The sequence below is a fragment of the Actinoplanes sp. NPDC051346 genome (assembly GCF_040682215.1).
Classification (GTDB): Bacteria; Actinomycetota; Actinomycetes; order Mycobacteriales; family Micromonosporaceae; genus Actinoplanes.
On sequence record NZ_JBFBAJ010000009.1, the window covers coordinates 189,837 to 209,070 of the forward strand.

The 19,234-nt window shown below is 72.4% G+C and carries 14 protein-coding genes; 10 read left to right on the plus strand and 4 right to left on the minus strand.

The genetic code is table 11. The features are described from left to right. Positions 1–4 precede the first annotated feature (4 nt). From AB0M36_RS23180 to AB0M36_RS23190, 3 genes are all read left to right on the plus strand, one after another. Positions 5–1,480 (plus strand): MFS transporter, encoded by a 1,476-nt coding sequence (locus AB0M36_RS23180; protein ID WP_364160746.1) that lies wholly within the window; start codon positions 5–7, stop codon positions 1,478–1,480. A gap of 48 nt (positions 1,481–1,528) precedes the next feature. Further along, positions 1,529–3,100 (plus strand): multicopper oxidase family protein, encoded by a 1,572-nt coding sequence (locus AB0M36_RS23185; protein WP_364160748.1) that lies wholly within the window; start codon positions 1,529–1,531, stop codon positions 3,098–3,100. Between the two features lie 343 nt (positions 3,101–3,443). Further along, positions 3,444–4,925 (plus strand): multicopper oxidase domain-containing protein, encoded by a 1,482-nt coding sequence (locus AB0M36_RS23190; RefSeq protein ID WP_364160750.1) that lies wholly within the window; start codon positions 3,444–3,446, stop codon positions 4,923–4,925. A gap of 44 nt (positions 4,926–4,969) precedes the next feature. Here AB0M36_RS23190 and AB0M36_RS23195 read toward each other — a convergent pair whose 3' ends face one another. Genes AB0M36_RS23195 through AB0M36_RS23205 form a run of 3 tightly spaced genes read right to left on the minus strand, consistent with a single transcriptional unit; the run spans position 4,970 to position 7,042 of the window. Then, positions 4,970–6,187 carry a cytochrome P450 gene (locus AB0M36_RS23195; protein WP_364160752.1) on the minus strand — a complete coding sequence of 406 codons (1,218 nt, stop codon included), beginning with the start codon at positions 6,185–6,187 and terminating at the stop codon, positions 4,970–4,972. A gap of 27 nt (positions 6,188–6,214) precedes the next feature. Beyond that, the gene (locus AB0M36_RS23200; protein WP_364160754.1) at positions 6,215–6,658 is read right to left on the minus strand and encodes a DUF1772 domain-containing protein; all 444 of its coding nucleotides are present in this window, start codon (positions 6,656–6,658) and stop codon (positions 6,215–6,217) included. Positions 6,659–6,661: 3 nt separating this feature from the next. After that, positions 6,662–7,042, minus strand: coding sequence for a SchA/CurD-like domain-containing protein (locus tag AB0M36_RS23205; protein ID WP_364160756.1), 381 nt, complete (start codon positions 7,040–7,042; stop codon positions 6,662–6,664). Between the two features lie 211 nt (positions 7,043–7,253). On the opposite strand from AB0M36_RS23205, the gene AB0M36_RS23210 reads away from it, so the two are divergent. After that, on the plus strand, positions 7,254–8,132 hold the full coding sequence (locus tag AB0M36_RS23210) for a DUF6410 domain-containing protein (RefSeq protein ID WP_364160758.1): 879 nt from the start codon (positions 7,254–7,256) through the stop codon (positions 8,130–8,132). Here the strand turns inward: AB0M36_RS23210 and AB0M36_RS23215 are convergent. Beyond that, positions 8,110–9,195 (minus strand): hypothetical protein, encoded by a 1,086-nt coding sequence (locus AB0M36_RS23215; protein WP_364160760.1) that lies wholly within the window; start codon positions 9,193–9,195, stop codon positions 8,110–8,112. The genes AB0M36_RS23210 and AB0M36_RS23215 overlap by 23 nt on opposite strands. Before the next feature lie 761 nt (positions 9,196–9,956). On the opposite strand from AB0M36_RS23215, the gene AB0M36_RS23220 reads away from it, so the two are divergent. From AB0M36_RS23220 to AB0M36_RS23245, 6 genes are read left to right on the plus strand one after another with little or no spacing between them, the layout of a single operon-like run. Further along, complete coding sequence (locus AB0M36_RS23220) at positions 9,957–11,099, plus strand: hypothetical protein (protein WP_364160762.1); 1,143 nt, start codon at positions 9,957–9,959, stop codon at positions 11,097–11,099. Continuing rightward, positions 11,096–12,214, plus strand: coding sequence for a caspase family protein (locus tag AB0M36_RS23225; RefSeq protein ID WP_364160764.1), 1,119 nt, complete (start codon positions 11,096–11,098; stop codon positions 12,212–12,214). Before AB0M36_RS23220 ends, AB0M36_RS23225 begins: the two co-directional genes overlap by 4 nt. Beyond that, a complete protein-coding gene (locus tag AB0M36_RS23230) occupies positions 12,207–13,640 on the plus strand; it encodes a hypothetical protein (RefSeq protein ID WP_364160766.1) in 1,434 nt (477 codons plus the stop codon). The genes AB0M36_RS23225 and AB0M36_RS23230 overlap by 8 nt, the downstream gene beginning before the upstream one ends. After that, the gene (locus AB0M36_RS23235; RefSeq protein ID WP_364160768.1) at positions 13,630–14,691 is read left to right on the plus strand and encodes a MoxR family ATPase; all 1,062 of its coding nucleotides are present in this window, start codon (positions 13,630–13,632) and stop codon (positions 14,689–14,691) included. The genes AB0M36_RS23230 and AB0M36_RS23235 overlap by 11 nt, the downstream gene beginning before the upstream one ends. Continuing rightward, positions 14,684–16,945: an SAV_2336 N-terminal domain-related protein gene (locus tag AB0M36_RS23240; protein ID WP_364160770.1), complete on the plus strand. Its 2,262-nt coding sequence runs from the start codon at positions 14,684–14,686 to the stop codon at positions 16,943–16,945. The genes AB0M36_RS23235 and AB0M36_RS23240 overlap by 8 nt, the downstream gene beginning before the upstream one ends. After that, a complete protein-coding gene (locus AB0M36_RS23245) occupies positions 16,942–19,212 on the plus strand; it encodes a vWA domain-containing protein (RefSeq protein WP_364160772.1) in 2,271 nt (756 codons plus the stop codon). The genes AB0M36_RS23240 and AB0M36_RS23245 overlap by 4 nt, the downstream gene beginning before the upstream one ends. Positions 19,213–19,234 lie beyond the last annotated feature (22 nt).

A 19,234-nucleotide genomic window follows, 5' to 3' on the forward strand; every position in this document is an offset into this window, starting at 1 on the left:
TCCGGTGACCACCGCACCCGCACGTCACAGGGGCGGACTCCCGGGCCCACCCGGCCCGGGACCGGCCGCACCCCGCAAGCCCTGGCTGGTCCTGTCCGCCGTGCTGGCGGGCAGCTTCCTGCACACCTTCGACATGATGGTGATCAGCGTCGCGGTGCCGTCCGTCCAGGAGAGCCTGGGCGCCGGTACGGCGGCGACGCAGTGGATGCTCGCCGGCTACACCCTGCCGTTCGCCCTGCTGCTCATCACCTTCGGCCGGCTCGGCGACGCGGTCGGTCGGCGCCGCATGATCCTGCTCGGCTCGCTCAGCTTCTCGGCCGCCTCGGCGCTGTGCGCGGTGGCGACCGACCCGGCCGTGCTGATCGCCGGCCGGGTGTGGCAGGGCGCCTCGGCGGCGGCGCTGACCCCTCAGGTCCTGCCGGTCATCGTGCTGCTCTTCGACGGCAAGCGGCGCGGCGCCGCCCTCGGCGCCCAGGCCGGCGTGATCGCCCTCGCCACGGTCTCCGGCCCGCTGCTGGGCGGGTTACTGCTCGCCGCCGATCTCGGCGGGCTGGGCTGGCGCACCATCTTCCTGCTCAACCTGCCGGTCGGCCTCTTCACCGTCGTCGCGGTCCTGCGCTGGTTCCCCCGCGGCGACGTCTCGGCGAAGCGGCCGCAACTCGACGTCGGCAGCGTGGCGATGTCGACGCTCGGCCTGCTGTTGCTGATCTTCCCGCTGGTCCAGGGACGCGAGCTGGGCTGGCCCGCCTGGGTTTTCGCGCTGGTCGCGCTCGCCGTGCCGGTGCTCGCCCTGACCGCGCGCCGGCAGCGGGAGCGGGCCCGCAACCGACGCCTCCCGCTGATCGCGACGAGCCTGTTCCGCCAGCGCAGCTTCGTCGTGGGCGGCATGGCCAACTTCCTGCTGATCGGCGGTGTGGCGTCGTTCTTTCTCGTGTTCGTCGTCTACCTGCAATCCGGACTCGGGTACGCACCGGGCCGGATCGGCGCCACCACCGCCGCGTGGGCGGTCGCGGCCGCGATCGCCTCCGGCGCGACGGTGCCGCTCGCCCGCAGGGTGGGCCGTCCGATGCTGGTGGCGGGCGCGGCGCTGATGGCGGCGGCGATGGCCCTGCTCTGCCTGACGCTCTGGCTGCGCGGCGCGGACACCGCGACCTGGATCATCGCCGGCTGCCTGGCCCTGGGCGGCCTGGGCCAGGGCATGGTGAGCCCGCCGCTCTACAACCTGACCCTCACCGACGTCCCGAGGGCGGACGTCGGCTCCGCCTCGGGCGTGTTCGGGATGCTCACCCAGGTCGGCGGCGCGCTCGGGGTGGCGGTCGTCGGCGCGATCTTCTACGGCCTTCTCGGCGGCACGGATTCCGCACCCCACTACACCCGGGTGATGGCGCTGACCCTGGTCTGCCACGTGGCCTGCTTCCTGGCCGTGTCGCTGATCCTGCGGCGCTTCCCGCCCCGGCCCGCCGCTTCCCGCTCCAGCTGATCCGACACGTCCATACAGGGGAGGACACTCTTGTCACCGAGCAGAAGAATGATCATCGGCGGACTGGCCGGCGGCGCGGCGGCCGCGGCGCTGCCGTTCGTCGCGTTCCGCGAGCAACCCGGCGCCCGCACCACCGCCACGCCGGATCCCGGCTTCACCCGGATAGCGAACCTGGCGGCCCTGCCCGCGCAGTTCTCGCTGCCACTGAAATTCCCGCCCGTGCTGCGTCCCACACGCACGGACGCCACCACCGACTACTACAGCGTCACCGCCCGGGAGGCCAACCTCACCATCCTGCCCGGAATGAGCACCCGCGTCTTCAGTTACGAGGGCAGCTTCCCGGGGCCGACGATCGAGGCGCGCAGCAACCGGCGGGTCGTCGTCACCACCACCAATCAGCTCCCGGTGCCGACGGTCACGCACCTGCACGGCGGCCACACCCCGGCGGAGAGCGACGGCTACGCCACCGACCTGATCCTGCCGGTGGGCGGCTGGCCGGTCGCGCCCGCCCACGCGGCCGGGCATGCCGGGCACGCCGCCACCATGGCCGGGGTCGTGACCCAGGGGACGCGCGACTACACCTATCCGAACAAGCAGCGGGCGGCCACCCTCTGGTATCACGACCACCGGATGGACTTCACCGGCCCGCAGGTGTGGCGCGGGCTGGCCGGCTTCTACCTCATCCGCGACAGCGTCGACGACGCGCTGCCGCTGCCCGACGGCGACCGCGAACTCCCACTGATGATCATGGACCGGTCGTTCGACGCGAACGGACAGTTCACCTATCCGTCGGCGGACCCGACGCTGCACAACCCCGGCCTGACGGTCAACCCGAACGGCGTCCAGGGCGACGTCATCCTGGTCAACGGGGTGCCGTGGCCGTTCCACGAGGTCAAGCAGGCGAAGTACCGGCTGCGGCTGCTCAACGCCTCCAACTCGCGCCGCTACCGGGTCTCGCTCAGCCCGAGCCCCTCGGGCGGCGCCAAGCCGTTCACCCAGATCGGCAGCGACGGCGGCCTGCTCGCCGCACCCCAGCAGATGTCGTCGATCTACATGGTGCCGGGCGAGCGCTTCGACGTCATCGTCGACTTCAGCAAGTACGCCGCGGGCACGAACGTGGTCATGACGAACTCGCTCGGTGACAGCACCACCAACAAGGTCATGCAGTTCCGGGTGACCGGACCCGCCTCCGACAGCTCGTCGATCCCGGCCCAGCTCTCCACGGTGGAACGGCTCAACCCGGCGCAGGCCGTGCGGACGCGGACCTTCACGTTCCTCAACACCAGCCGCAACGGCAAGGAGGTCCATGTCATCAACGACCAGCTGTTCTCGACCAACTACATCATGGCCGACCCCCGGATCAACACTCTGGAGATCTGGGAGTTCCGGTCCTCGACCCACCACCCCGTGCACGTGCACCTCAACCCGTTCCAGGTGTTCGAGCGCGAGGGCGGCCTGGAGCCGGAGGACGCCGGCTGGAAGGACACCGTCCGGCTGACGCCCGGCGACACGGTCCGGGTCGTCACCCGCTTCGACGACTACACCGGCAAGTACATGCTGCACTGCCACAACCTGGAGCACGAGGACATGGCGATGATGGCCAACTTCCAGGTCTCCTGACCCGCCCTCCACGCCAAGCGTGCGATGCCGGTTGCCCGGCACCGCACGCTTGGCGTCTTTTCGGGGGGCGCGGTAAGGACATTGATCGGCGTGCCGATGTTCCATCATCATCTCGAGCATTTTCACCACCCGCATCCGGCGACGGATTCAGTTCCCGATACATCTGCGGTAGCTACCATTATCAGCAAAATACATCTCCAGATGTACGGCCCCGGTGTCAACGCCTCTGGCCAGGCATTTTGTTGCTTCGTCCAGCACACTCGGATACGTCGGAAGAATGACATCGACACCTAGGGGAATCACCGGATAGCCCCCGACCGGCGACCGTGAAACAATTTCTTCCGTGAAGCGTAGAAGTGTCTTTTCCCTGGCCGCACTCACCGGCGTGAGCGCCGTTCTGGGCGCCTGTTCCTCCGAGCAGCAGTCGCCCGGCGGGGCTTCCGCCTTCACCAACCGGCTGCGGATCCCGCCGCTGGCCAAGCCCGAGACCGGCAAGGACGGTGTGAAGACGTTCGCCCTGGCGCTGGAGGCCGGCGGCCGCTCCGAATTCCTGCCGGGCAAGTCCACCGACACCTGGGGCATCAACGGCGCCTACCTCGGCCCGACCGTGCGCGCGGCGCGAGGCGACAAGGTGCGGATGAAGGTCACCAACCGCCTGCCCGAGACCAGCACGCTGCACTGGCACGGCATGCGCCTGCCGGCCAGGATGGACGGTGGGCCGCACCAGATGATCGAGCCGGGCACCACCTGGACGCCCGAGTGGACCATCGACCAGGCGGGCATGACCTCGTGGTTCCACCCGCACCTGCACGAGAAGACCGCCATGCACGTCTATCGCGGGCTGGCCGGCCTGTTCCTCATCGACGACCCGTCGGACCCGCGACTGCCCGACAGGTACGGCGTCGACGACGTGCCGCTCATCATCCAGGACAAGACCTTCTCCTCCGACGGCCAGTTCTCCACCGGCCGGGTCGACGAGGGCACCTACGGCCTGCTGGGCGACACCATCCTCGTCAACGGCACCTACGACCCGTTCCTCGACGTGACGACCGAGCTCGTGCGGTTCCGCCTCCTCAACGCGTCCAACGCCCGCGTCTACCGGGTGGGCTTCGCCGACAACCGCCAGTTCCACGTGGTCGGCAACGACGCCGGCCCGCTGGAGAAGCCGGTCGCGGTCGACCGCGTCAAGATCAGCCCCGGTGAGCGGTACGAGATCGTCGTCCGCTTCGCCGCGGGCGAGACCGTCGTCATGGACAGCAAGGGCGAGGACGAGAAGTCGGCCAACGACATCGAGGAAGAGGACTTCCGACTTCTCAAGATCGTGGCGACGGCGAAACCGGCCGCCTCCCCCGCGCTACCGGCGACGCTCGGCGGCACCGCCACCGTGGCGCCCGCGGCCGGCGTCCGGGTCCGCACGTTCTCCCTGTCCGGCTCCGAGATCAACGACAAGGACATGGACATGAACCGCATCGACGAGGTCGTCCCCGCCGGTGCCCTGGAGATCTGGGAGATCGACAACACCACGTTCGCGCACAACTTCCACATCCACGAGGTGGCGTTCCGCGTCCTCGACGTCGACGGCGTGGCGCCCGCGGCGTACCAGGCCGGTCCGAAGGACACGGTGTTCGTGCCCAAGAAGGCCAAGGTGCGGCTGGCGGTCCAGTTTGGCGGCTATACCGATCCGCTCTCGCCGTACATGTTCCACTGCCACATCCTGCGCCACGAGGACAAGGGCATGATGGGCCAGTTCGTCATCGTCACACCGGGCACGGAGGAGCAAGTGCCGCGCGTGCTCGCCGCGATGGCCGGACACCACCATGGCTGACGCGACGGCGGGTCGGCGGTGCCGGCCCGCCGTCGCGGCCAGGCTCAGGGGCGTAGCCGCACCGGGAGGGTGGCGAGGCCCCGGATCACCAGGTTGTCACGGTATTCGAGGTCGTCCTCGGCGACCGTGAGCCGCATCCGCGGTGCCCGCCGCAGCAACTCGGTGAAGGCGATGCGCCCCTCCAGCCGGGCCAGCGGCGCCCCGAGGCAGAAGTGGATGCCGCCGTCGAACGACACGTGTTTGTTGTCCGTACGCCCGAGGTCGAGCTCGTCGGGACGGTCGAAGGCCTCCGGGTCGCGGTTGGCCGCACCCCGCATCAGCACGACCTGATCGCCCTGCCTGATGTGGTGACCGTCCAGCTCCACGTCCTCCAGCGCGGTGCGCCGGGTCAGCTGAGTCGGCGGATCGAAGCGCAGCAGCTCCTCGACCGCGCCGCGCGCCAGCTCCGGACGGGCGGCGAGCCGGTCCCGCTCCCTCGGGAAGCGCATCAGGGCGAGGGCGCCGTTGCCGATCAGGTCCATCGTGGTCTCGTGGCCGGCCACATAGAGCAGGATGCAGGTGGTGAGCAGCTCCGCCTCGGTCAGGGCCGAACCGGACTCCCGCACCGCCGCCAGGCCGCTCAGCAGGTCGTCCTGCGGGCGCTGGCGACGCTCCTCGAGCAGACCCCGGAAGTAGTCGTCGAACCGGGCGAAGGCGTTCGCCCGCACCTTCATCTCCTCCGGCGTGTGATGGAAGTCGGGGTCCACGCCGCGCGCCACGATGTGCGAGAGATCTTTCACGGACTCCATGTCGGCCCGGGGCACGCCGAGCAGCTCGCTGATCACCATGACCGGCACGGAGTAGGCGAAGGCGTCCATGAGGTCGACGTCGTTGCGCTGTTCGGCCTCGTCGAGCAGGTCGGAGACGATCCGCGCGATGCGCGGCTCCAGGCCGTCGATCATCCTCGGCGTGAACGCCTTGTTGACCAGCGACCGCAGCCGGGTGTGCTCCGGCGGGTCGAGCATGATGAACGGCCGGCTGCGGCCGGCGACCGGGCGCCGGAACGTGTTCCGCTGCAACAGGTGCGTCCCGTGACCGAACCGCTTGTCGCGGAAGACGCCGACCACGTCGCGGTGCCGGCTGATCAGCCAGTGGCCCAGCGGATTGCGATACACCGGCGCCCGCTCGCGCAGCCGCCGCAGCCACGGGTACGGGTCCGCGCGATGGGCCCGGTCGAAGGGGTCGAAGTCGATCGTCTCGGTACGCCCGGCGGTTTCCGTCACGGTGCTTCTCCTTTGGCGTGGGGGATGTCAGCCGGCGGTGATCGCCGCGGCGTTCGCCACCAGCGCGCCGACCGCGCAGGCGGTCCGCAGCAGGTGCCACTTGCGCCACAGCGGCCGGGGGTCGGCCCAGTCCGCCGGCAGCCGGTCCGGATCGAGGGTCCGCAGTTGCTTGTTGATCGGCACGTTGGCGAAGTGCGACACCACCGATACCGCCACGAGCAGGGCCGCGGCGGTGGAGTAGAGCGGCGTCGGCGCCACGACGGCCAGCACGAGGTCGGCGAGCGTCGTGCTGATCACGAGGATCGGCATCGTCGGGTCCCAGTTGCGCCCCAGCAGCTTGTGGGCGTAGATGTAGCGTCCCGGCGGCATCGCGATCAGCGCGGGCAAGGTGCTCAGCGCGACGGCGAAGAGCACGCCCGCCACGATCCCGTTGCCCACCAGGACGGCGACCTGCAGTGCTTGCGCCAGCACGGCTCAGCCGGCCGTGCTCAGGCGGGTCTGACCGAGGTGGCTGACGCACCGCATGACGCTGGCGGTGAACGTGCGCACGAACCCCTCCGGCGTGGCCGTGTCCCGCGGCCTGGCCAGATAGGGAACGATCCTGCGTTCGAACTCGCGGACGCCGGGCTGCTCGGCCATGAACCACGCCACGCTCTCGATGTCGCCCTCGAACTCGATGAAGCGCACCATCGTGTCCTCCTTGAGGAACACGGCGGTGCCGACGATGCGCGCCACCTCGGCGCCGCCGTCGTCGCGCACCGACGACGAGGCCGGACGCCGGTAGTCCGTGAAGATCTCGGCGATCTCGTCCTCGAAGCCCGCCTTGATGTCGTACCTGATCGCGGCAATAGGCATGCCAGTCGCTCCCGAAGGTGAAGGTGTGCGGATCTGCGTGCACGCTCACAGGCGCGCGTCGACGAGGGCTGGAAATCCGCTCGAGCACCCCGCCGCGATCCGCCGTCGAGCCCGCCTCGACGGATGTTCCAGCCGGCCGGAGCAGCCTGCGGGCGAGAAGACAGCGATTCGCTCAGGCGCTGCTCGTGGTGGCGCCGGAAGGGTAGAAGCCGTGCGTGAAACCAAGTTCACCGCGCAGCCACCACGCGTCGTCGGTCGCGACGCGGGACCGGGCGGGCGGACGTTCCGCGTCCTGGCCGGCACCACCGGGCTCCTGCCGGTCATCGTCAAACTGGACAGCGTCGGCGCTGTCCTGGCCGGACTCGCCTGGCTGGTGGTGGTCGCGGCGATCTTCGTCGGCGTCGTGGCCCTGCTGCGGCCGTGGCTCGACGGCAGTCGGGAACGGGTGCTGAGCCCGTGGACGGGCAGCGCGATCCTGCTCCTGCCTTTGATGGCGTACCCGTTCGGTCTGATCCCGGAGGGACCGGCGGTCGGCGTCCGGCTGTTCACCGACGGCTCGGTGCTGCTCGCCGGCCTGATCGGTTACGGCGGCCTGGAGATGGCGGCGCTGGCCACCCTGGTGCTGCGCACCCGTCCGCGGCTCTACAGCCAGTACAACGTCATCGACCTCGTCGAGAACGCGCCGACGCGCGCCCGCAACCGCCCACTCGCGCGGGCCGCCTCGACCCTCGGCGTCCTCGCCTTCTCCTGGTACTGGATCGTGCCCAACCTCGTGGTCAAGGGCAGCCCGCTCGAGGGCGCCAAGGAGACGACCGAACGACTCAACGGCGTGGTGGCCCTGGTCATCGTCGGGGTCGCGGTGCTCCTCGCGGCGGCGAGGGTCAGCATCGCGACGGGACGCACCGCCTGGGCACTGGTCGCCCTTCTGGTCTTCTTCGCCGCCGGCGCCGCCGTCGGCGCGATGCCCGACGCGTTGTACTCCGCCATCATCGTGGCCGGCGTCGCCGTCGCGGTGGCGGCCGTCGTGCGGCCCCGCGCGTCGCGGCCGAGCCGGCGGCGACCCGGCCTCAGCACGCCGGAACGCGTGTGACCTCAGCCCGAGGTGGGTGGCGCCCCACCCACCTCGGGCCTCGGCGCGTCAGATCCGGGCGGGCGCGAGGTTCTCCCTGAGGATGGTCATGACCGTGGTGACGATGCGGTCGACCGTACGCGAGTCCGCCAGCGCCCCGGAGAGCCCGCCGAGCGGATCGGCCACGTCGTAGGGCGAACGGTCCAGAGTGCCGGTGAAGGCCCCGCCGAAGACGGCCCGGATCACGTCGACCACGATGGCCTCCGCCCGCTCCCCCCCGCGTCACCCGGGTGTCGATCGCCCGGACGGCCTCGGCGGCGAGGCGCAGCAGTTCCGCGTCGATCCGATCGTGGGGCCCGGCCAGCACCAGCGGCCGCGCGGAGCCACCCGCCTCGTCCCCCACCGGCGCGGCCGCGACCGGGGCCCGCTTGGCGCCGAGGGGACGCTCGACGTACGACTCGTACCAGTCCGGCCTGCGCCGCATGACGGCCAGCACGGTCTCGACCTCCCGCGCCACCGTGCGCGGCTCGCTGGCCGGCCAGTCGCCGGTGCGTACGCCGCGCTGCTGCGCCCAGGCCTCCAGCGGCCACGTGCCGGACCCCGCCGTGGCGCTGACGCCGACCCAGACGAGGATCTCGGTCGCCAGCACCACCAGCCAGGGGTCGTGCCCCAGCCCGGCGGCGATCCAGCCGGGCAGGCGGGGCCGTTGCAGGGCACCACGACGGCCCCGCAGCCGGCGGTGGGCGTCCACGGTGGCGGCCGTCAGCCGGCCCGAGACCCACGCCTCGAGCTGCAGGACCGGGCGGTCGGCGTGGGCGAGCAGATCCTCGACGACCGCCTCGACGTCGTCGTGGAACCGGTCCAGGCACTCGTCGGCGAGGCGGTCCACTCCCACGGCGCAGGCGGTGTGGCCCCGAGACTGCTCGGCGCGCCGCGTCAGCCGGAAGAACACGATCGGCCAGACGACCTCGTACGCGGCGCCGGTCAAGGCCGACCGCTCCGCGGCGCGGGCGGTGGCGGCGGCGGCCGCCAGGCGTCCCTCGCGGGCGAGCTCCCGCAACCGGCGCACCCGCTCGTCGGTCATCGCGCCGGGACTCCCGCCGGCGGCCCGTGAGCAAGCCGACGACACCCGCGCGCCGGGTGAGGAATACGACGTCACTCGATGAATCTTGCGCCGCCGGAATGCGGATCCTCCAGGGGGTGCGCCGGGTTGCACCGGTTCGGCGTGTCATTGCGGACAATGGGCCGAAGGCGGCACGGACGATCATCGGCCGGAAACGGCGACATACGGATTCTGTTCGCCGACCGAATGGCCGATGCCCACGGTTGCCGACAGCGCGGACCGGCACCGTCGGAAATCGCGTCGGCGCTGGTCGACGCCGATATGACGGGCCGCTCGGCCGAATCCGCGCGCCGAGGGCCCGGCGATGATCGCGCCACGCCTGTCCGTCAGTACCGCGTGCCGAAACGATCCCGCGCGCGCGAAAGGACGAACCCGATGACGTCACCGCGATCCCAGCGACCGGCAGCCGGCCTGACCAGCCGGACGACCTGCCGTCCACCGTCCGGACCCGACGGTCGGGCTACCCCTTGCGGGTGAGTGTCACGGCGGCTTGTGCGTCGTGCTTTCACGACCGTCAACGAGGCCGGGACGGCCACAAAAGGGCAGCCCACAAGGCAGGTCGGCGCGTTGACGGCGACCGATCCGCCAGTTACCGGCGTCCCTCGGCAGATACAAGATTCACTTTCGACTGACTTGCACCGCCGACGGCTTTGCTAGAAGTGTGCTCCGCGCGGGAGTGAGCGTATGGCGAGACGAACAATTCGGGGCGGGTAGGCGAGGAAATGCCTTCTATCGTGTTCGTGCACGGCATCGGGGTACGCGACGACGAGTACCGGGCCGTCTGGCCACATCTGTCCGGGCGCCTGGGTGAGCTCTTCCCCGGGACCCCCGCGACGTTCTGTTTCTGGGGCGGCGAGCACGGCGCCCGGCTCGACGACGACGTCCCGCCGGCGCCGGACCCGAGGGCCGAGCTCTGGGCCGCCTCCCTCGCCGACCCGTGGTGGGAGCTGGCCACCCTCGCCGAGAAGGCGGCGCAGGAACCCGCCCGACCGCGTCCCGTCCACCTGCCACCGGCCGGACCGGCGCTGCGCGCGCGGCTGCTGGCGCTGGCCGCCGCACCCGGGATCGCCGGCCCCGACCTCGGACCGCACCTCGCCGCGGCGGTCGAGGAATTGCTGGCGGCGACGGTCGTGCGGGAGTGCCTGAGCCGCGCCGAGGCGATCGGCGCGGAGCTGCCGTCCGCGCTGGCGCGGGCCCTCGTCGTCCTCGCCGTCGCCCGGGCCGGCACGGCGGGTCCGGCGGTGCTGGCGCCGGGCACGCTCGACGTGGCCGAGGCCGCGCTGGTCACCGCGCTCGGCGGTCAGCCCATGGCGGTGCCCGGCTGGATGCGCCGGCTGGCGGGACGGCTCATCCGGCCCCACCTCGAGGCCGGCCTGCGCCCGTTGTCCTGGGCGCTCGCGGCGGCCCGGGAGCCGCTGACCCGGGGCGTGACCCCGTACCTGGGCGACATCATGGTCTATCTGGCCCGCGGCGAGCGGATCCGGGACGCGATCGCCGCCGGCATCGCCGAGCGGCCGGAGCCGGTGGACGTGATCGCGCACAGCCTCGGCGGTATCGCCTGCTTCGATCTGCTCGTGCGCGGCCGGCTGCCAGGAGTCCGGAGCCTGGTGACGGTCGGCAGCCAGATCTCCTATCTGTACGGCATCGACGCCCTGCCCGCCCTGCGCCGGGGAACTCCGCCTCCCCCGCTGCCGACCTGGGTGAACGTCTACGACCGCCACGACGCCCTCGGCTTCCCGGCGCGGCCCGCCTTTCCCCAGGCCGACGACCGGCGCCTCGACAGCGGACTGCCCTTCCCGCTGGCGCATTCGGCCTACTTCCGCAATCCCGCCTTCTACGCGCTGCTCGAGGAGGTGATCGGATGACCGGGCTGGCGAGCGGGCGGGCCGTCCTGGTCGGCATCGAAACGTACGACTTCGGGGTGGGCGGCGACCTCGACGGTCCGGCGAGCGACGCCGTCCGGATGGCGGAGTTCCTCGTCCGGGCCGGCCTGCCGGCGGACCGCGTCGACCTGCTCATCGCGCCGGCCGAGGGCGGCGAGGACCGGTTCGCCGCCGCCGTCGTGCCGCCCCGGATCGTCAACCTCGACAACGGCAGGATCCGCGGCCGCGACACCCGCGGCGGCGACGTGCTGTACCGGTTCTTCAACGACGAGCTCCGGCGGCACCGCGCCGACGTCCTCGTCGTCTACTGGGCCGGGCACGGCTTCGAATACGACAACCGGCAGTGGTTGTGCTACCCGGGCGCCTCCGCCACGAACATGCAGGGGCTCGACTTCGACGGCGAGCTGCTGCCCACGATGGCCGGCGCCGAGTATCCCTTCGCCGAGCAGTACTACTTCGTCGACGCGTGCCGCACGGCGTACGACCGGTTGCAGCTGCCGGCCGGACCGATCGGCCGGAAATTCGCCCCGGCGGGCGGCGACGGCGGCCACCGGCAGCACTCCCTGCTGGCGTCGGTGTCGGGCGCGACGACGGCCAACCTGCCGGCGCGGTCGACCGGCGCCTTCAGCCAGGCCCTGCGCGAGGCCCTGGCCGCCGAGCCCGCGTGGCCGTGGCGCACCGACGAGATCCTGCGCCGGATCGCCGGCGCGACAGGCCTTCCACCGGTCACCGTGACGAGCACCGGGCCGGGCGGTCACCGCACGCGGGTCGCGCTGGGCAGCGAGGCCTCCCCCGCCGTCGGGCCGGCCCTCACCCCGGGCCCGCCCGACCCGGTGGAGATCGCCGACCTGCTGGCCCGGGTGCCCCGGATGACCGACCCCGACCGGATCCGTCGGGTCGCCGTGGAGCTGGAGATGCTTCAGCCCGGCCTGCGCCTCGGCACCGCCGAGAGCCCGGAGGACCTGGTGTGGGCCCTGCACCGCGCCTCCGCCGGCCTCCGTCCGCTGCTCGAGCTGATCCGCGTGCGCGCGGACTACTTCCCGGACTTCCCGCAGACCCGGAGTCTGCGCCTGACGTTGGAGGCGCACTGTGCCTGATGAGACCCCCCGGCACAGCTACGAACAGAGGGCCTACGCGGGTCAGCTGCTCTCCCGGGTGTCCGGCATGGACCGGGACCGGGTCAGGGCGATCGCCCAGGACCTGACGGAGCTCTACAGCGACCTCCGATTCGACGCACCGAACACGCCGGAGGAGCTGACGCTGCGACTCGGCGCCGGCCGGCGCGGCCTGGACCCGCTGCGTGACCTGATCGGGATGCGCGAGGACTACTTCCCGAACAACTCGGCGACCCGGGATCTCATCGAATATCTCCAGATGCTCTGCGGCGCCGCGCCGACGATCGGTGGCACGCCGGTGATCCTGCGCCGGATCCGCGAGGCGCAGACCCGGCCGGGCGGCGGGACGGGCATGGACAGCCTCTGGCTGATCCGCGAGGCCTTCTTCGCCACCCTGGACAAGTGGTTCTCCGGCGGGCACCCGATCTCGCAGGAGCCGCCGCCGGACCGGTTCCCGGCCGTCATCGACTACCTGCTGCGCCACGGCTCCGAGGAACTGGGCATCAAGATGGTGCTGGAGTTCATCGCCCGGCTCGCCTCCCTCAGCGGGGCCGAGGAGGCCGAGGCGCTGCGGGAATGCCTGGGGCGGCTGGTGGCGGGCCTGCCGGCGTACGAGGCGGAGCTCTCCGAGCTGGAGCAGTTGATGAAGCTCTACACCATCGACGCGCTGCGGCGCACGCACGTGCTCGTCCGCGTCGAGCGCGACATCGACTGCGATCCTGAGGATCCCGTCGCGGACCAGCTGCTCACCGTCACCATCTGGAGCTACAAGGACGACCGGCACGGCAACGAGCCACCGCCCCATCCTCGCGGCCGGCTCTCGGAGCCCCGGTGCACCCGGACGATCAGCGGTGCCGCGCTGGCGGCGGAGGTCCGCGCCCAGATGCCCCGGGCGGCCGACGACCGCACCGTCGTCGAGCTGATGGCGGACGACACGACGTTCGCCTCGGGGGTGCTCGACGACGTGATCGCCGAGCTGGGCGGCGAGTTCGCCGTGGTGGTCCGCCCCCGCGCCGCGAGCGCCGTGCACGCCACCTGGTTCGCGAACTGGCAGTCGGTGCTCAAGGAGACCGACTTCGTCCCGGCCGTCTACGACGACGCCGCTTTCGCCCCGGCACCGACGTGCAGCGCGCTGGTCGTCGCCACGCACCGGCGGCCGAAACGGATCTCCGAGGCGCTGCTCGGCGTCAACGTTCCCATCGCGGCGTGGCGGCGGCACGGCGGCGCCATCGACGACGAGGCGGAGTCCTGCGTGCGGGCGAGCTTCGCCACTCCCGAGTTGTTCCAACGGGACCGCCGCGACGACTTGCTCCCGCCGGACGCCGTGCTGATGTGGCACAACCCCCACTGGTTTCCCGACGGGCGCACCCTGCGATGGCGGCAGGCGGAGGTTCCGCATGAGCACTGAGACGATCTTCACCGGCACCGGGGTCCGCATCGCCAACGGCCCCGACATACCGCCGCCGCCGTCGTGGCGGGCCTTCGGCCGCGGGACCGGCGATCCCCGCGACGAGGATCTGTCCACCGACGATCTCGACGCCCTGCCCGACCCGCCGCCCGAGGAGCAGGAGGGCGGGCTCGCCCCGATGCGCGACGAGCGCGCGATCTGGATGATGAACGCCGCGATCCTGCTGCGCCGCCCGCTGCTGGTGACCGGCCCGCCCGGCGCCGGCAAGACCACCCTCGCCCGGATGGTGGCCGCCGAGCTCGGCCTCGGGCGCGTGCTGCGGTGGCCGATCACCAGCAGCACCCGCCTTACCGACGGGCTCTACCACTACGACGCGATCGGCTGGGTCCAGGACCAGAACCACGCCGGCCGGCACCGCGGCGCGGATCTCGCGCAGGCCCGGCGCATCGGGCGCTATCTGCGGCTGGGGCCGGTCGGCACCGCCCTGCTGCCGTGGCGGCGGCCGCGGGTGCTGCTGATCGACGAGATCGACAAGGCCGACATCGACCTGCCCAACGACCTGCTGCACGTCTTCGAGGAGGGGCAGTTCGAGATTCCCGAGCTGTTCCGCCTCGACGACGACGTCCGGGCCGAGATCGACGTCTACACCGACGACCGTGGCCGGCGCGACGACGGCGGCCGGCGGCGCATCCCCCGGCGCACCGTCCACGACGGCGTCGTGCGCTGTTACGAGTTCCCCATCGTGGTGCTCACCAGCAACGGCGAACGCAACTTCCCGCCCGCGTTCCTGCGCCGGTGCCTGCGACTCAAGCTCGGCGTCCCGCAGGAGGAGCAGCTCAACGACATCATCCGCCGGCGGATCCCGGACGCGACCGACGACGAGGTCCGGGGCGCGGCCGTCGAGAGGTTCCTCACCGCCGTACGCCAGGAGCAGACGGTCGCCGTCGACCAGCTCCTCAACGCCGTCTACATCCTCACGGCGCCGGGACGCACCGACACCGGGCGCCAGGCGGAGATCCTCGACCGGCTCATGGCGAAGCTCGATGAGTAGCACGCTGCTGACGCCGGTGGTGCGGGCCGTCGGCGAGCTGCTGAGCAGCGCCGATCTGGGCTGGGAGCCCTCCGCGGACGACATCTGCGACGCGCTGTGGCTCGCCCGCCATCTGCCCGCCGGGCGGTTGGCGTCCCGAACGGCGCCCGGGGAGCCGCCGGCGGCGCGGACGCCGGAGGGCCGCGCCGCGCTGCCGGCCGCGTCGGGCGCACCCGCGCAGGACACGACGTTCGACGAGGTCTTCCCCCAGGACCGGTCGGGCAACAGCACCCTGCACCGGGCGGGCCAGCCGCTGGCGCTGCCGCCGGTGCGCCCGCTGCCCGACTCGTTGGCGATCGGCCGGGCGTTGCGCCCGCTGCGCATCCGCCGGCCGTCGCGCACCCGGCACACCGTCGACGAGGCGGCGACCGCGGAGCAGGCGGCGCGCAGCGGGGTGTGGCAGCCGATCCTGCGGCCGCGCCAGGAACGCTGGCCGGACGCGGCGCTGGTCGTCGACGGCGCTCCCTCCATGGCGATCTGGCGGGAGGACCTGCGGGGCCTCTACGCGCTCCTCGGCCAGCTGGGCGCGTTCCGGCAGCTGCGGCCCTGGCGGCTGATCCCGGGTGACGGCCGCCCGCAGGTCTGCGCGCGACTGGTGGCCCGGCCCGGGCTGCCGGGACGCGGCAGCGACGCCGTCGCCACCCTGCACGATCCGGGTGGTCGGCGGCTGATCCTGGTCGTCACCGACGGCGTGCACCCGGGCTGGGGCGACGGCACCTACCACCGCACGCTGCGCGAGCTGGGCACCGGCAATCCCGTGGTGGTCGTCAGCGTGTTGCCGCACTGGCTGTGGCCGCCCGGCGGCATGCGGGTCACGCCGGGCCGGGTGAAGGTCGACGCGCCGATGCAGGCCAACTCCCGCTGGCGGTATCGCGCGGTCAGCGACATGCCGAGCATGGACCGCAACGACTGCCCGATCCCGGTGCTCGACCTGTCGCCCCGGCGCTTCGGCAAGGGCGTCGGCATGCTGGCCGGGGACGCGGCGTGGACCAGGGCCCGACTGCTGCACGAGGGCGGCGCGGAGGCCGCCGACGCCCCGGAGTCCCTGCCCGCCTCCGGTGAGCTGCCGGCCTTCTTCGCCTCACGGATGGCCCCCGGCGCCTACCAGCTGCTCACCGCGCTCGCCTGCATCCCCGACTTCCTGGCCATGGGGGTCGTGCGGGCGGTGCAGAACCGCCTCCTGCCGAGGACGGGCATGGCCGAACTGGCCGAGGTGCTGCTCTGCGGCGTCTTCGAGCCGCCGGAACACACCTTCGCCGAGACCGGCGACCTGTTCCGGTTCCGGTGCGCCGCCCACGCGGAGGCCCTCGCCGCGGCGGCCGGTCCGGTGCAGGCCGCGACGGTGCGACGGATCCTCGGCGAGGTGCTCGGCGACGCCACCGCGGGCAACGAACCGGCGACCGCCGGGCGGGAGCGGGCCGACGCCATGCTGCTGCCCACGGCCAATGTGGCGGCCAGCCGGGTGCCCGCCAGCTCCGATGGGCCCCGGCACCGCACGGGAGCGGACAAGCTGATCCTGCGCGACGTCGTGTGCCATCTGGCCGCGCAGAGCCGGGCGCGGGCGGTGGACATCCTGACCGAGCGTGACCTCGACGCCGCCGGGCTGCGGCTGCTCGACGTCGCCGATCTGCGCCGCGCGGACGACCAGGGAACCACCCGGCTCGCCGAGCTGCGCCAGGACGCGGCGGCGACCGCGGTCCACCTCGACAACGCCGATCTGATCGCCCGGCTGCCCCGGCTGCGCACCGCCGTCGTCGCCATGATCAGCGGCAGCGCGCAGGGCCGGGGCCCGCAGATCATCATCCTGAGTCGACGCCCCAACACCACCGCGGGCGTGGGCGTGCTGCGCACCCTCGCCGGGCTGCTACCGCTGCACCTGGTGGCGCTGCTCGGCGACGGGCAACAGCCGTCGTACAGCTACTCGCGGGAATACCAGGAGCTGCTCCGGGAGAACGAGCCGGTGCGGTTCTTCCGGCTGACGATCGCGGGGCTGGGACAGGTGCCGGTCGCCTTCGAGGATCGGCTCTGGCGGCAGGTGAGCGGCTCGACGCTGCTGGAACGGGTCCCCCGCAACCTTTTCCTCGATACCGCGTCGGCGCTGTCGGGCGAGGTCCGCCGGCGTCGCCGCGGCCGGGTCGGGCTGAACCCGCACGTTCCGGTCGACGCGGTGGATCTGCCGGATGACTTCGACGCGTTTCTGAGGAGCACGTTGTGACCGCCACCCGCATCCTTGTCCGCCGGCTGGCCGCCGTGATGACCGCCGGCGTCTTCGGTCTGACACCGGTGGCGTGGGCCGCCCCCGTGTCCGCCGCGCCCGGCGACGGGCAGCCGACGCCCGTCAAGGTCGTCGTGCTCGTCGACGAGTCCGGATCGCTGCGGCCCGAGGGGGTCGCCGCCGAACGGGACGCCGCGAAGATCATCACTTCCAGCGAGTTCTCGTCGTCGTCCCAGCTCGGCGTCGTCGGTTTCGCCAGCGACAACGGGCAGGGCCAGGGACCGGTCGACGTGGTCTGTCCGATGGGCCGGGCGGACACCGGCCCGGCGCGCGAGCGGTACACGACGTGCATCGACCGGCTGCGGATCCGGGCGGCCGGGCAGGACGACGGCACGGACTTCCCCAGCGCCGTACGCCAGGGGCTGGAGCTGCTCGGCGACGCCGATGACGACGTACCGAAGATCATGTTCCTGTTGACCGACGGCGTGCTGGACGTCTCCGGCAGCGACCGCTACGGCAAGGTCCCCGACCTGCGCAACCAGGCCGCCCAGAAGGAGCTCGACGCCCTGCTCGTCGAGGCGCGCGAGCGCCGGGTCCAGGTGTGGCCGCTCGGCTTCGGCGCCTCGGCGAACCGGGACAAGCTCGAGGCGTTCGCCCGTGCCGGCGGCCAACAGCTGTGCAACGCGGCCGCGCGCCGCCCGGAGGCGACGGTCGTCGACGACCCGGCCGACATCGTCGCGGCGTTGCAGGCCGCCTTCGCGGCGGCGAGATGCGCCGCCCTCACCCCGGAGACCCGGGCACCGCTGCCGTCCGGGGAGACCACCGAGCTCAAGGCCGAGATTCCGGCGATCGCGACCTACGGCTCGCTGACCGTCCTCAAGCGGGACCCCCGGGTCGAGGTCGCCTACCGCGATCCGGCCGGGAAGACGGTGCTCAAGAACAGCGCCTCCGGCGTCAGCACCTTCGAGGTGAGCGGCGAACGCAGCACCGTCGAGGTGCTGCGCATCGCCAATCCCGTCCCGGGCACCTGGACGATCGCCCTCACCTCGCCGCCGCAGACGCCGGACCAGCAGGTGAGCGCGCGGGTGCTGTGGCAGGGCGTGGTGCAGGCCTCGGTGGTGGTGGATCCACCCCAGCCGGTCCCCGGGCAGCCGGTCACCGCCTCGGTGACCATCTTCACCGCGACCGGCGCGGTCGACGCGCGGTCGCTGGCCGGCCTGACCGTCGGCGTGCAGATGACCGGCGACGGCATCGCCACCGGAGTGTCCATCTCCGTGCGCGACGACGGCAAGGACGGCGACCGGACGGCCGGCGACGGACAGTTCTCCGGCCGGACCACGGTGCCGACCTCGGCCACCGGCACGTTGTCGTTCAGCGGCGAGGTGTCCGGTGCCGGCATCGTCACCGACCGGCGGGCGGCGACCACCCGCGTGCAGCGCTCCGACGCGCCGTTGTACGCGGCGGTGCGCCTGCCCTCCGGCTCCCGGGTCGGGCCGGGCGAATCCGTGCGGGGCAGCGTCGGCTTCGTCAACAGGTCCGGCGCGGCCGCCGACGTACGCCTGATCCCGGACGGCCTGGACGACGGCACCCTGGCCACCATCAGCCCGGCGACCATGACGGTGCCGGCCGGCGCCGGCACCTCGGAGCAGAAGTTCACACTGACCTTCGCCGCTGGCACCCGCCGCGGACCGGCCCAGGTGACCGTCAAGGTGGTCGACGCGAAGGACGCCGCGACGGTCTACGGCAACGCCGCCGCGGCGTACGACGTCGCACCCCCGCCACGGACCTGGTTCTGGATCGCCGTGGCGGCCGGTGCGGTGTTCGGCGCGGCGCTGCTGGCGTGGCTGCTGACCGTCGCCCGCCGGCGGGCCGCCGAACGCAACGTCCGGCCGCTCGCCGTCGTGCTCTACCGCGCCGGGCAGCAGGCCCAACTGCTCAACGCTCCCGACCGCCGCGCCAGGGAATTCCGCTTCGCGGTCCGCGAGGACGGTGGCGACCTGCGCCGCCTCGACCTGGCCGCCGCGGGCGAGCCGGCCTACGCCCTGGCCCGCCGCAGCAGCGGGGCGTACGTGCTCCGCTCGCCGGACGGCGCCGAAACCGCGCTGACCGCGGCGCAGCGCTTCGACCTGCCGGACGGCGTGCACCAGATCGGCGTCAGCGACGCCGCGCGGCGAGCGCCGCGGCAACGGCCCGCCGCGAGCGCCGCGACGACGAGCGCGACGACCCGCGACAACCCGAGTGACGACGACGACTCGCTGGTGTGGTGACGACCGCCGATTTAGGAGTGAT

What these genes read in the sequence shown, in the direction of transcription:
- AB0M36_RS23240 (WP_364160770.1), top strand. Translation starts at nt 14,684, where the DNA reads ATGAGTAGCACGCTGCTGACGCCGGTGGTGCGGGCCGTCGGCGAGCTG.
- AB0M36_RS23185 (WP_364160748.1), top strand. Translation starts at nt 1,529, where the DNA reads ATGATCATCGGCGGACTGGCCGGCGGCGCGGCGGCCGCGGCGCTGCCG.
- AB0M36_RS23220 (WP_364160762.1), top strand. Translation starts at nt 9,957, where the DNA reads ATGCCTTCTATCGTGTTCGTGCACGGCATCGGGGTACGCGACGACGAG.
- AB0M36_RS23235 (WP_364160768.1), top strand. Translation starts at nt 13,630, where the DNA reads ATGAGCACTGAGACGATCTTCACCGGCACCGGGGTCCGCATCGCCAAC.
- AB0M36_RS23205 (WP_364160756.1), bottom strand. Translation starts at nt 7,042, where the DNA reads ATGCCTATTGCCGCGATCAGGTACGACATCAAGGCGGGCTTCGAGGAC.
- AB0M36_RS23225 (WP_364160764.1), top strand. Translation starts at nt 11,096, where the DNA reads ATGACCGGGCTGGCGAGCGGGCGGGCCGTCCTGGTCGGCATCGAAACG.
- AB0M36_RS23215 (WP_364160760.1), bottom strand. Translation starts at nt 9,195, where the DNA reads ATGACCGACGAGCGGGTGCGCCGGTTGCGGGAGCTCGCCCGCGAGGGA.